This window comes from Niastella sp. sgz303648 (assembly GCF_059587045.1).
Map to the genome: position 1 here is coordinate 243,373 of NZ_JCAPSW010000004.1, position 13,798 is coordinate 257,170.

11 protein-coding genes, 1 tRNA gene and 1 riboswitch are annotated in these 13,798 nt (G+C 42.6%); of the genes, 4 read left to right on the forward strand and 8 right to left on the reverse strand.

Annotation, left to right across the window (positions count from 1 at the left end):
* Positions 1-84: 84 nt before the first annotated feature.
* A tRNA-Met gene (locus AC59IL_RS13665) sits at positions 85-156 on the reverse strand.
* A 164-nt stretch (positions 157-320) separates the two neighbouring features.
* Positions 321-1,037: a head GIN domain-containing protein gene (locus AC59IL_RS13670; RefSeq protein ID WP_496552704.1), complete on the reverse strand. Its 717-nt coding sequence runs from the start codon at positions 1,035-1,037 to the stop codon at positions 321-323.
* A 101-nt stretch (positions 1,038-1,138) separates the two neighbouring features.
* A riboswitch (TPP riboswitch) is annotated at positions 1,139-1,243 on the forward strand.
* A 60-nt stretch (positions 1,244-1,303) separates the two neighbouring features.
* Here AC59IL_RS13670 and AC59IL_RS13675 point away from each other — a divergent pair.
* A complete protein-coding gene (locus AC59IL_RS13675; protein WP_496552705.1) occupies positions 1,304-3,730 on the forward strand; it encodes a TonB-dependent receptor in 2,427 nt (808 codons plus the stop codon).
* An 80-nt stretch (positions 3,731-3,810) separates the two neighbouring features.
* Here the strand turns inward: AC59IL_RS13675 and AC59IL_RS13680 are convergent, their stop codons facing one another.
* The 5 genes from AC59IL_RS13680 to AC59IL_RS13700 form a co-directional block, all read right to left on the reverse strand.
* Positions 3,811-4,602, reverse strand: a complete 792-nt coding sequence (locus tag AC59IL_RS13680; protein WP_496552706.1) for a PASTA domain-containing protein — start codon at positions 4,600-4,602, stop codon at positions 3,811-3,813.
* 190 nt (positions 4,603-4,792) lie between these two features.
* Entirely contained in the window at positions 4,793-5,101 is a 309-nt protein-coding gene (locus tag AC59IL_RS13685) for a rhodanese-like domain-containing protein (RefSeq protein ID WP_496552707.1), read from the reverse strand.
* Between the two features lie 11 nt (positions 5,102-5,112).
* Entirely contained in the window at positions 5,113-5,901 is a 789-nt protein-coding gene (locus tag AC59IL_RS13690) for a PASTA domain-containing protein (protein ID WP_496552708.1), read from the reverse strand.
* Positions 5,902-6,024: 123 nt separating this feature from the next.
* Entirely contained in the window at positions 6,025-7,014 is a 990-nt protein-coding gene (locus AC59IL_RS13695; protein ID WP_496552709.1) for a D-alanine--D-alanine ligase, read from the reverse strand.
* Positions 7,015-7,527: 513 nt separating this feature from the next.
* Entirely contained in the window at positions 7,528-7,875 is a 348-nt protein-coding gene (locus AC59IL_RS13700; protein WP_496552710.1) for a 4Fe-4S dicluster domain-containing protein, read from the reverse strand.
* Between the two features lie 128 nt (positions 7,876-8,003).
* Between AC59IL_RS13700 and AC59IL_RS13705 the strand changes: the two genes are divergently transcribed.
* Complete coding sequence (locus AC59IL_RS13705) at positions 8,004-8,996, forward strand: acyl-CoA reductase (RefSeq protein ID WP_496552711.1); 993 nt, start codon at positions 8,004-8,006, stop codon at positions 8,994-8,996.
* Positions 8,997-9,265: 269 nt separating this feature from the next.
* Positions 9,266-10,759: a trypsin-like peptidase domain-containing protein gene (locus tag AC59IL_RS13710; RefSeq protein WP_496552712.1), complete on the forward strand. Its 1,494-nt coding sequence runs from the start codon at positions 9,266-9,268 to the stop codon at positions 10,757-10,759.
* 134 nt (positions 10,760-10,893) lie between these two features.
* Here the strand turns inward: AC59IL_RS13710 and AC59IL_RS13715 are convergent, their stop codons facing one another.
* Positions 10,894-12,168 (reverse strand): alpha-amylase family glycosyl hydrolase, encoded by a 1,275-nt coding sequence (locus AC59IL_RS13715; protein WP_496552713.1) that lies wholly within the window; start codon positions 12,166-12,168, stop codon positions 10,894-10,896.
* A gap of 261 nt (positions 12,169-12,429) precedes the next feature.
* Between AC59IL_RS13715 and AC59IL_RS13720 the strand changes: the two genes are divergently transcribed.
* Positions 12,430-13,659 carry a 4-hydroxy-3-methylbut-2-enyl diphosphate reductase gene (locus tag AC59IL_RS13720; protein ID WP_496552714.1) on the forward strand — a complete coding sequence of 410 codons (1,230 nt, stop codon included), beginning with the start codon at positions 12,430-12,432 and terminating at the stop codon, positions 13,657-13,659.
* Positions 13,660-13,798: the final 139 nt, after the last annotated feature.

A 13,798-nucleotide genomic window follows, 5' to 3' on the forward strand; every position in this document is an offset into this window, starting at 1 on the left:
AAAATCCTTAACCACCACTGCTTTACATCACAAATAAATAACATATTGAAAATGAAAAAAGGCTCCTAAGAGCCCTTTTGTCTGTTGCGAAGGGAGGGATCGAACCTCCGACCTTCGGGTTATGAGCCCGACGAGCTACCGCTGCTCTACTTCGCGATATAATATTTTTTAGTTTACTCTTTCTTATTTTCCACATCCATCTTCCAATCCTAATCCTCTGTTTCTGATGTGGGGTGCAAAGTTAAGGGTTTATATATTTCCACCCAAATACAATTGATCTTTTTGAAAATTATATTTTAATCCGTTATAACTTTTAAGTCCTATCCCCTCTTCGCCACACTTCCTCCCCCGCTTGCCGAACTATATTTAATTACAGGATTTCCTTTGTAGCGCACATCACTGCCGCCGCTTGCTTCTGCGGCTATTTCTTTGGTTACCGTTAACTCGGCATCGCTGCCGCCACTGGCCTGCAAAATGGCATAATCAGCCGTTAAATCGTATCCTTTAAAATCACTGCCGCCACTGGCCTGTACTTTTACATTTACCGCACTGCCTTTGATACGAACATCTGAACCGCCACTTTGATCTATTGTTAAATCAGTTACTTTAACATTACCATTAAAATCGCTGCCGCCCGAAAAATGCATCGATAACTGGGCACTGCTTAATACGCCCTGCACAATTACATCGGCCCCACCCGATGCCTTTATGCCTTTAAGCGATTTGATGGCAATATAGGCTTTTAATTTCCGGTTTTTCCAGTTCCAGCCCATCCAGCTTTGGTCAAAATATATCTTTAACTCACCATTTTCTACAACGGTTTTGATCTTATCGCGATGCGCGATTTCTGTTGCACTAACAACTACACCCTCGTCGTTTGACTGAACGATATATAAATCAATTCCATCAGACACTTTCACACTTTGAAATCCACCCACATTCCGCTTTTCGGCATTTGCGTCGTATATAACCTTCTCCTGGGTAACAGCGAGGTAACTGATTAAGAGCAGTATAGGCGTTATTAGGGTTTTACGCATACATCATTTTTGGGTGTGACGAATAAGAAGGCCTATATGTTACAATATTCTTAAAACTTTTTTGTACGTAACTTTGCGCTCTCTTTCTGAAAAAGAGAATTTCAGATTCCCCGGGGTGCTCTTCCGCCGATGGCGGGATGGCTGAGATAATACCCGTAGAACCTGATCAGGGTAATGCCTGCGCAGGGAAGGTAGTAACATATTGCCTACACTTCGCCATCGCGGCATTTCTCTCAAATCATTTTTTCAAAGAAAACAACATACAAATGAAAAAAGTGTTTTTGGGGATTTGCTTACTGTTACTTACTCAATGGCTGGCTGCTCAGATTAATGGCAAAGTAACAGATGCGTCTACCGCTGCCCCTGTTGCCTCGGCCACTGTTGAGTTAAGTAACGGACAAACTTCCCTTACCAATGAAGCAGGATTATTTGAATTTAAAAAAGTTAAACCGGGCAGCTATAAACTTCTCATTACATCTGTAGGTTATCAATCTGCCAGCCAAACGGTTTCACCGGGCAGCAATATCGATATCAAACTCACGCAATTGAATTTGTTTTTACAACCGGTTGAAATAAAAGCTACCCGCGCCGGTGAAAAAGCGCCTTTCACCAAAACCAATCTCAATAAAAAAGATATTGAAAAACAAAATCTGGGGCAGGATCTGCCATTTTTATTAAACCAAACGCCTTCGGTTGTGGTAAATTCCGATGCCGGGAACGGCGTTGGTTACACGGGTATCCGTATTCGCGGCAGCGATGCTACCCGCATAAACGTAACGCTTAACGGCATTCCCTATAATGATGCTGAATCGCAGGGCACTTATTTTGTTGATCTGCCCGATTTCAGTTCTTCGGTAAACAGCATTCAGGTACAGCGCGGCGTTGGCACTTCAACCAACGGGGCCGGTGCATTTGGCGCCACCATTAATTTAAGCACCAATGAAACGAATACCAATCCTTATGCAGAAGTGAATAATACCTACGGTTCTTTCAATACCTGGAAACACACCGTTAAAGCCGGCAGCGGTTTGATCAACGATCATTTTACCATCGATGCACGTCTTTCAAAAATATCAAGCGATGGATTTATTGATCGGGACCCTTGTAAACTGAAATCATTTTTTTTATCAGGCGCCTGGTTAAATAAAAACACGTCTGTTCGCGTAAATGTGTTTTCGGGCAATGAAAAAACCTATCAGGCATGGAATGGAATACCCGAGGCAAAATTGCGCAACGATAAAACAGCGCTGTTAAACCATTATTATAACAACCTGGGTACATTATATTTTACTCAGCAAGACAGTGTAAACCTCTTCAATTCAGATCCCAGGAAGTATAATTATTTTACTTATCCCAATCAAACCGATAACTACCAGCAGGACCACTACCAGCTATTCATCAACCACGATTTCAACGGAAAGTTCGCTGTTAACACAGCCTTCTTTTTAACGCGCGGCAGAGGATATTACGAAGAGTATAAACCGGTAAGATCATATAGCGAATACGGCCTGAATGATTTTGTTACCGGTTCAGATACGATCCATGCAACAGACCTGGTGCAGCAGCAATGGCTCGACAATTATTTTTACGGACAGATCTTTTCTCTTCACTATAACAATGATGGTCACCAACTGATCGTTGGCGGCGGATGGAATCGTTATGATGGCAAACATTATGGCAATGTGATATGGTCGGCCATGGGAGGAATACCCAACAATTACCAGTGGTATAATACCGACGCTTTTAAAACAGATGTGAATGCCTATGCCAAATACCAGGTGCAGCTTGTTGAAAATCTGCAGGGCTTTGCCGATCTGCAATTCAGGCGCGTGTTATATTATATAGGCGGCTTTAAAAATAACCCATCATTGCTGCTGCGTAATACATGGAACTTTTTTAATCCGAAAGTAGGTTTTGCCTATACAAAGAATGGCTACCAGGTATATGTATCTTATGCACAGGGTAAAAAAGAACCCAACCGCGACGATTTTGAAGCAGGCATCAGCCAGCAACCCAAACCTGAAAAACTGCACGATTTTGAACTGGGTGTAGAAGAGAAAACCAGGTATTACAATTGGGGAGTTACCGCTTATTACATGTTGTATAAAGATCAGCTGGTACTTACCGGTAAAATAAATGATGTAGGCAATTATACCCGCACAAACGTACCCGGCAGCTATCGCATGGGTATCGAGTTGCAGGGTGGTATACGGTTTGAACCCTGGGTAAGCGTATCGGCCAATGCAACCTTTAGCCGTAACCGCATTAAAAACTTTACCGAATACTATGATGATTACGACAACGGCGGTCAGAAAGCAGTGCCTCATGGCACAACAAGCATTGCACTATCGCCCGACGTAGTGGCATCAGGCAATGCAACAATCACCCCATTCTCTAATTTCGACATCAGCCTGTTAGCAAAATATGTAAGTCGTCAGTACCTCGATAACACATCCAACAGGCAGCGCAGTCTTGACCCATATTATGTACAGGATGCACGCATCAGTTATACACTTCGTAATACCGGTTTTAAAGAAACAGCGTTTATTGTGCAGGTAAACAACGTATTCAACAAAAAATATCAACCTAACGGGTACACTTACAGTTATCAATATGGCTCACTGATCACTGAAAATTTTTATTACCCAATGGCAGGAACAAATTTTATGGTGGCGTTGAATGTGAAATTGTGAGGTGAATGATCTATTTATTAAATGAAGAGAGGCCACGTTTATATTTGAACGTGGCCTCTTTATTATTTCTTTTTTATCGTTTAGTATCCCCTCGCACTACTATCAGCCTGTTGCCGAACCGGCTTTTGCGCCTGCACCCACAGATCCACAATCTGGCCCTGGCGTACTTTGTTTACTTTACCGGTTGGAGTAAAAGGCTCAGGAGATTGCCGGTATACATATGCATTGGGGTCGCCGTCACGGGGTTCGCCCAACGCTAATCCGTTTGATTCAAGAATTTGTTTTGCCTCACTTAACGTTTGACCAAATAAATCAGGTACATCAAATTCGTCTTTGCCCGAACCTCTTCCAAGCACCAGCACAATTTTGCTACCCATGGGCACTTTGGTGCCGGCATTAATGGGTTTGCCATTCATTTGCTGATCCAGCACCATGTCCTTCCATCCCTGTACATAAACAGTATCTTCCAGTTTCAACCCACGTTGTTCCAATGTAACTACAGCACTTCTAAAACTTAAATCTATCAGCTTAGGCATTTCAATATCAGGAGGTGCATTGCGGTTGATGGTAAGAAAAACCGTACGGTTCATCTTCACTTTTGATTCGGCATTGGGAAATTGCCTTACAACCGATAAAAGCGCTGCAGTATCGTTAAAGACTGTATCCTGTATCTCTACTTCAAATCCCTGCGCCTCTAAAATTTTCTTTGCTTCATCGAACGATTTGCCGGTTACAGAAGGAACAGCCAGCGTTTTATCGTGCCGGGTAATCCAGGATAATGATTGAAAGAAAATAAAAAACAATACAAGCAGAACGCCAATACCCAGCAGGATATTCGCCCAAAGTGGTCTTCCGGTAATGAATTTAAACACAGGTGATATTGATTAAATTTAAAAAATCAGGTACAGATCTCACTTGTGCAACGTGAATCGGCAATCGTGAAACGGCAAAGGCCCTGGTTTCTGTCAACCCGTTTACTATTTAACCTATTAATTTGCCAACTTCATACTTCCCTGCTTCCCACCTACTTCTTACTAATGCCTATTGCCCATTGCCACTCGCCTACTTTCCAAACTTCGATTGCCAGGCCAGCATGCCGCCCGCCAGGTTTTTGGTATTGCTAAAACCCATTGTTTCAAGGATCATCGCTGCCTGTCCGCTGCGGTTGCCGCTACGACAATATACAATCACTTCTTCATTTTTCAGATTTTCCAGCTCATCTACCTGCATCATTTGCACTTTGCCCAGGGGAACCAGGGTTCCGCCGATATTAAATTCGGCCCGCTCATGCGGTTCACGTACATCTACCAGGTTTAGTTGTTCGCCTTTATCAAGACGTTCTTTTACTTCTTCGGGAGTTATATTTTGCATAAAAAACTTATTTAATTGTTTTCATTTTGCCCTTCGCCGGTTTCGGGTTTAACCGGTTTATCGGGCTGTAGCCAAAGATCAACCGATTGCCCCTGACGAATGCGGTTCATACGTCCGTCGGGTGTTGTATGTTCGGGCCTTTGCCTTCCAACATATGCATTCGGATCAATATTAGGTATTACTGTTCCTACATTCAATCCGTTCGATTCTAACAAAACCTTTGCATCGTTATAAGTTAACCCAACCAGGTCGGGTACACTAAAATCTTCCATTCCCAATCCGCTGCCCAGTATCAATGAAATTTCGCTTCCCTGCGGAATTTTTGTACCGGCTTTTATACGCGTTCCATTGAATTGTTGCTCAAGCACCGAGTTCTTGGCAAAATCGGTACGGTACGAAGTGTCGCCTAATTTCAAACTGTATTGTGTTAATGCAATGGCAGCGCTTCTGAAACTAAGGCCTTCGAGGTTCGGCATTTCAATAACAGGTGCTATAGCTTTATTGATGGTAAGATATACTGTGCGGTTCACTTTCACCACAGCTTCAGCATCGGGAAACTGCCGTAATACCGACAAAGGCTTCGCAGTATCGTTATAAATCGAATCCTGAATTTCTACCTCAAACCCTCTGCTTTCGAGCAGTTGCTTTGCATCTGCATACGTTTTGCCGGTTACAGCAGGAATAATAAGGGTTTTGTCGTGCCTCGTAATCCAGTGAAGTGATTGTAAAAACAATACTATCACTAATAATACAATGCCAATTCCTGTTAGTATGTGTACCCAAAGGGGTTTCCCTGTCATGAATTTAAACACAGGTAATATCGGTTTGTTTTCGTGAATCGTCTTTGATCAATTTGCAACTGGCAATCAGCAATTGGCAATGTTGCCGCGTTGGTGTTTTGCTTATTGCCTGTTGTCTATTGCCTATTGTTTCCTTGATAAAGCATCTTCAATCAGTGCCGAATAAAATTCCTTTAACGTCCAACCCATAGCGCGTACCTGTTGCGGAACAATGCTTGCTTCACTTTGGCCAGGCACCGTATTTATTTCAAGCATATAGGGAGCCTGCAGTGCCTCATTATAAATGAAATCAATACGCACAACACCGCGACAGTTGAACAGTTCATATATCTTTTTAGCCGCGTTTCTAACCTTTTCTGCAATGGCCTCATCAACCTGCGCCGGTGTAATTTCTTCACTCATTCCCTGGTATTTCGCTTCGTAATCAAAGAAATCTTTTTTCGATTTCACCTCGGTTATCGGCAAGGCTATGATACCTTTTGTTGATTTAAAAACACCAATGGTAAATTCACGGCCCGAAATATATTCTTCTACCAGTATCTGGTCGTCTTCTTTAAATGCCTTTTCCAGAGCGCCGGGTAATTCTGCCGCCGCATTTACCTTGCTCATACCAATACTTGAACCACCATTATTGGGTTTAACAAATACAGGCAGGTTTAACTGGCTAAGGATTGCCTCGGGGCTAACCGGACTGTGTTTAAAAACATGTACTGATTTGGCAACATTTATGCCAGCAAAGGCCGCTACGGCCACGGTATATCTTTTATTAAATGTGAGCGCCGAAGTAGCTGAATCACAGGAGGTATAGGGCAAACCGGTAAGGTCAAAATACCCCTGCAGCTTACCATCTTCACCAGGTGTACCATGAATGCCAATCAAAACCGCATCAAATTTGATTTTTTTGCCATCTATAGTCAGTGAAAAATCTTCCCGGTCAACTGTTATTTTTTTACCATCGGCTGTATCGTAAAACCAGCCCTTGGGCGAAATATCTATTTTATAAACACTGTATTTGTCGGTATCAATATTCTTTTCGATCGTAATAGCACTTTTATAGGAGATAACGGCTTCTGTAGAGTACCCTCCGGTAACAAAGGCAATATTGGGCTTCATTAATGGTTGGAAAATTTTAGCAAATAAACGAATTTAACCGGGAAAGTGCGAATGCCTGGTACCTTTTCCCCTATTTTGAACGCAGGAAAGATTGTTAAATTATTTCGGCACTGTGTTTCAGCCTTTTAAAATAAGAAAGGTGAAGGCCGTTCTCCCTTCACCTTTTTACGGCGGGAAATATCACCCACCAGATTTAAGTAGTACAAAGACTACATTCACTATTATGCTATTCAAGGTAAGAAAACTATCGACCCAACGCATCATTTTAACTGATAATTTATGCACAGGTGGCTTTTACAGATGCAATACCCTACGCCTGTAAACAATAAAAAAGGTGAAGGTCGTTAACCCTTCACCTCGTTACGGCAGGAAATATCACCCGCCACTTACAAGTAGCACGGAGGCTACATTACAATTCTTGTATTAAGGTACACAATCTTTAAGCCAATTACAAATTTTCTTTAGGTCAGAAAGTCTTTCCGACTTCCGGTCTTTCCAGACTTTCCGACTATCTTAAATATGCAGCTTTTCTTTTTTAGCCAGCAGTTCTTCTACTGTTTCCTTATACATTTCATCGGGAACACAGCAGTCGACCGGGCAAACAGCTGCACATTGAGGCTCTTCGTGAAAACCCTGGCATTCGGTACACTTATTAGGAACAATATAGTATGTATCTACACTTACCGGCGCATGCGCTGTATCGGCATCCGTAATCGTTCCATCTATCAATACATAGGAACCTTTTACAGTAGTACCATCAGCAATCTTCCATTCTACCCCACCCTCGTAAATTGCATTATTGGGGCATTCGGGTTCACATGCTCCGCAGTTGATACATTCTTCAGTGATTTTTATTGCCATAACTTACTGAGTTTTTAAATGGGTTTGAATACAACTAAATTTGCACGCAAATATAAGGTGGATTAAATCGCAACTCACTGCACCTGACCACAATCAGGGCTATTTTTGCACAACAAATATAAGATGGAATGAATTTACAACAACGAATCGTTTTATTAAACCGGTTAGGCGAATATATTTTACAAAACAACGAACAATGGCAGGCAGCCAAAGACAAGGCCAATTTACAAAACAGCTGGTTCACGCCGGAGTTTATCGATATAGCGACTAATAATATAGCCCGGGTTTTTTTACAAAAAGAGGCACTCACGGCCTGGGCACAGCAGTACGGGATACCCGATCAAAATACCGATCCTAAAAATATTGGAGTTATAATGGCCGGAAATATACCGCTCGTTGGTTTTCACGACTTTTTATGCGTTTTTATAACCGGGCACCGGCAAACCATTAAACCCTCATCAAAAGATGAAGTGCTTATTAAACACCTGGTGCAGCAGTTAAATGAATGGGACGAAGCTACCCGGCCGCTGATCGCATTTGCCGATATGCTTAAAAACTGCGACGGCTATATCGCCACCGGCAGCAATAATTCGGCAAGGTATTTTGAATATTATTTCAGCAAATACCCCCATATTATCCGCCGCAACCGTACTTCTGTGGCCATTTTAACCGGCACCGAAACCACCCCAGAACTCGAAAAACTGGCAGATGACGTTTATCAGTATTTTGGCCTTGGCTGCCGTAATGTAACCAAGCTGTACGTTCCTGAAAACTATGATTTTCTGCCCCTGCTCAATGCCTTTAAAAAATACGATTACCTGATCGACCTGCACAAATACAAAAACAACTACGATTATATACTGACCGTGCTGATACTGAATAAACAGTATTACATGAGCAACGAAACCATCATTTTGCACGAAAACAAATCACTGTTTTCACCTATCGGGCAACTGAACTTTGAATATTTTAACCAGGACCCCTCAGCCTTGCTAAAAGACAACAATGATGTTCAATGTATCGTAGGAAAGAACCACCTGCCTTTTGGAAAAGCGCAGCAACCGTCGCTTACCGACTATGCCGATGGCGTTGATACCATGAAATTTTTGCTGGAAATATGAAAAACTGGCAATCAGCTCCCTGCAATTTTTTCATTTTAAAAGCCAATTGATTAAATATACTTTTTTTTAACTTTTGGCTTTATATACGTGCATATTTACCGAATCCTGTTTACTTTTAGTAAATTTGAGTAGCGAAGTACGAAGACTTTAGTAAATTAAATGTTAAAGCGGAAAAGCGGCACTGGTTTAGTATATTTCCTGACGTTAAATTTGTTGTTGTCAGGCATATATTTTGAAACAGTATTAATCTCAATAAAAATTTAATAACGATGAAGTGGAAACAAATACTGGCTATTGTTCTCATCAGTGCTTCTACCAGCGGACTCACTATGTGGGGATATAACCACCTGGGCCATGAAACGTATGTATATCAAAAAGAAGGTGATTCAGGTAAAATCCCGGCCAATTATGCTGGCTTTAATGGTGTGGAGGGAAGCGGCCCTGTTGATTTTTCACCAGCTGCCGAAGCAGCCATTCCTGCTACCGTACATATTAAAACAAAAGCAAGCCGAACAGTAAGTAACAACCTGCCAAGAAACAATCCGTTTGGCGATTTATTCCCCGATCTCGATGATTTCTTTGGCGACAGATATCGCTCTATTCCTCAAATGGCATCCGGTTCAGGAGCCATTATCAGTGAAGATGGATACATTGTTACCAATAATCACGTAATTGACGGAGCCGATGACATTACAGTTACCTTAACCAATAAAAAATCTTTTAAAGCTAAAATAGTTGCGGCTGACCCCAGCAGCGACCTGGCTGTTATTAAGATCGAAGCAAAAGGATTGCCCTTCCTTTTATATGGCAATTCTGATGACGTTAAAGTTGGTCAGTGGGTGCTCGCTGTAGGATATCCGTTAACGCTCGAAACCACCGTTACGGCTGGTATCGTAAGTGCTAAAGGCAGAACGCTTGAAATCAACCGCCGTCAAAGCACTACACCGGTTGAATCATTTATTCAAACCGATGCTGCCGTTAACCCCGGCAATAGTGGCGGCCCGCTAATTAATACCGAAGGCAAATTAATTGGTATTAACTCAGCCATCGCTTCTCCTACCGGCGCTTATGCAGGTTACTCATTTACGATTCCTGTAAATATTGTAAAGAAAATAGTTTCTGACCTCATGAAGTTCGGTACTGTTCAAAGAGCTTACCTCGGTATCGAATATCCGCGCGATAATTTAAGCGAAGAAGAAAAGAAACAAAACGGTATTAAAGACGATGGCGGTGTGTATGTAATGACCGTTCGCGAAGGTGGTGCAGCTTCAGCCGCAGGTGTTAAAAAAGGCGATGTAATTACAAAAATCAATGGAGTACCGGTTGCCAGCGGCGCCGATCTTATCGGACAAATTGCAACTTACCGTCCCGGCGATAAAATCAGTATTACTTATCAGCGTACCGGCAAAGAATATACTTCCAACATTACTTTAAAGAATGTTACAGGCACTACCGATGTGGTAAAGAATTCGGTGCTTGATAAATTAGGCGCCGACCTCGATAACCTGGGCAAGGATGATGCAAAAGAACTGAATGTTAAAGGGGGTGTGATTGTTAAATCGATCGGAACCCGCGGCTTACTGAGCAAAGTAAGAATACAGGAAGGTTATGTGATCATCAAAGCCAATAACAAAGAGGTTACCAGTGTAGATGAATTAAGAAAGATTCTTGAAAGTGCAACAGGCAGTGTAAAGCTCGAAGGTATTTATCCCGGTTACGAAGGTGTATATCCGATCATAATTAATCTCGATAGCGCCCAATAATTTAAGCGTTAAAAATTTAAAGAGCAAAGGAGAATATCTCTTTTGCTCTTTTTTTATGTTCTTTAACTCATTATGCGTTCTGCATTAAGCGTTCAGCGTTCAGCGTTCTGCGTTCAGCGTTCAGCGTTCTGCGTTCAGCCTTTAACCAGCACCAGATACTCCCATCCTTTAAGTTGGGGAGCAAAAGAGGCACCTACAGTTACCGGTTGCCTGGTAAACACATCGGTGAATTTTCCATGAACATGACTGCCTGTTAACTGAACGGTAAGTTCATTGGGTGAGAAATTCAATATTACCAGTAATTCCCTGCCATCGTGTTTGCGTTCAAAACCAAGTACATGCTCGCTTTCGGTGGTGGTAATGATCTGCGGTTTGGCTGTTTCGCCGGCCATAAGGGCAGGATGTAATTTGCGCAGCTGCAATAATGTTTTATAAAAATCGTGCAGTTCGGGCGTGCCGTTCCAGCTTATTTCATCTTTATCAAAAAACGGTAACCGTTTGTGCAGAGGCAGTTCCTGGCCGGTATAAATCAGGGGAACGGCATTCCAGGTACTGTTGAATACGGCTAAGGGTTTAGCCATATCGCCATACTTTTCGTATTCGGTGCCGTTCCAGGTGTTTTCGTCGTGATTACTGGTAAACAACATGGGAAAAGTACCCAACGGCAGGTCGAACTGGTAATGGTTCAACGTGTCGAGCAACTGCGACATAGTGATTTCCTTGCGATAATATTTTTGGGTAGCCGACATCCAGCGCCAGCCATATAAGCAGTCGAATACATTTAAATAGGGAACATCAAGGGTTTCGCCCAGCCAGAAAAGCGGTTTAACGGCATCCAGTTCAATACGCGCTTTGCACCAGAAGTCGAGCGGTACCAGGTGGCACATATCGCAGCGGAACCCATCGATATTGCATTGTTTTACCCAAAATTTCATAGCGTCGATCATGTCGGTGCACATGTTGTGATCGTAGTAATTCAGGTCAATTACGTCGTGCCAGTTATGGGTATCGTAAAATTTTCCTTCGGCGTCTCTTTTAAAATATTCGGGATGGGTATTGGTCCAAACATGGTCCCAGCCGGTATGGTTAGCCACCCAGTCGATGATTACTTTTAATCCCAGCGAATGGGCCTGCTTTACCAGCACCACAAAATCGGCCAGGGTACCAAATTCAGGATTTATCGCTTTGTAATCTGAACAGGCATAATAGCTGCCCAATGTTCCCTGCCGTTTTTCTTTACTGATAGGGGTAATGGGCATAAACCATAAAATGTCAACACCCATATCTTTCAACCGGGGCAAATGTTTGGCAAAGGCATTAAACGTGCCTTCGGGGGTATACTGCCGAACATTAACCTCATAAATATTGCTGTTTAAACTCCACGCTACCGGTGAAAATCGTCGCTCCATTATCATCTGACTCTTGATTGTTGAGACCAAAATTAAGGGTAAAATGAATGATGGCTCGATGGTTTTATGGTTTGATGGCTTGTACCAACGGTTCCAAATGGCCTTCTGATTGTTAACTACCTTAATTTCAGTCGCTTTTATGACTAAAAAAACGGGTCGCCGCCACAAAATATGCCTGTATATTATTCAACTGCCCAGCCATCAAACAATCAAACCATCTAACAATCAACTTCCTTAACTTCGCAGCTGTTATTTCATGGCATGAAAACATTTAATGTTCCTGTTACGTATCGCAGTCCGCTGATAACCGCTATTAAAAACAGCCGTAAACAGCAGGACAAAATGAAAAAAGATTTTACCCCTACCCTGCTGGCGCTGGACCCTCTGCATATTTATCTGGCCCGCCATTTTGGCTTTTGTTACGGGGTCGAAAATGCCATTGAGATTTCTTTCCGCACTATTGACTCAAATCCCGGCAAGCGTATTTTTTTATTGAGCGAAATGATACACAACCCGCAGGTAAATGCCGACCTGCAAAGCCGTGGCGTGCAATTTTTGCAGGATAATTACGGTCATCAGCTGATCCCATTCGAAAACATTACACCCGATGATGTGGTGATCATTCCTGCCTTTGGCACTACGCTCGAAATTGAAGCCCGGCTGAAAAAACTTGGTATACCGGTAGAAAAATATAATACCACCTGCCCTTTTGTAGAAAAAGTATGGAACCGCAGTGAGCAGATTGCCCAAAAAGGGTATACCATTGTTATTCACGGCAAACCGAAACATGAAGAAACAAGGGCTACTTTTTCGCATGCCGCCAGCAATGCCCCCTCAGTTATTGTGAACGACATGCACGAAGCAGAAAACCTTGCGAAATATATCACCGGCGAAAAACCCGCCGATGCCTTTTATACAGAGTTTGCAGGAAGATTTTCTGCCGGCTTTGACGTCACGCAACACCTGCAACGCATTGGTGTAGTAAATCAAACCACACAGCTGGCCACCGATACACAGGCTATTGCCGAGTTTCTGAAACAAACCATACAAAAGCATTTTGACCTAACGGCTTCAACTATTGAAGAACGTTTTGCCGATACACGCGATACGCTGTGTTATGCCACCAATGATAACCAAACTGCCGTTACCGGTATGCTGCAAACGCCGGCCGATATTGCCATTGTGGTAGGCGGTTATAATTCTTCCAACACAACACATCTGGCAGAGTTGTGCGAACAGCAATTGCCCACCTATTTTATTAATTCAGAAGAAAAACTGTTGTCTTCGAAAAATATCCTTCATTATAATTATCACACCAAAGAAGAGCTGGTTGCGGTTGATTATCTGCCTACAGGTAATCCGGCCCGCATTTTAATTACCAGCGGCGCCTCGTGCCCCGATGCCCTGGTTGAAGGCGTAATACGAAAAATAAGTTCGTTTTACGGAGTTGAACAGCAGCTCGATGCATTAACAAATCAATTGGCCGGTTAATCATTGTTATCGCTTCGTTTATCCTACCTGAATAGCAATACATAGAATTTAATAGCTATGAATTATGCTCATAGTTAAACTCCCCATAACCTGGCAGGTCAAATTCGTAATAGCAAGCCTGCAGGTTTTTATTCAGGCA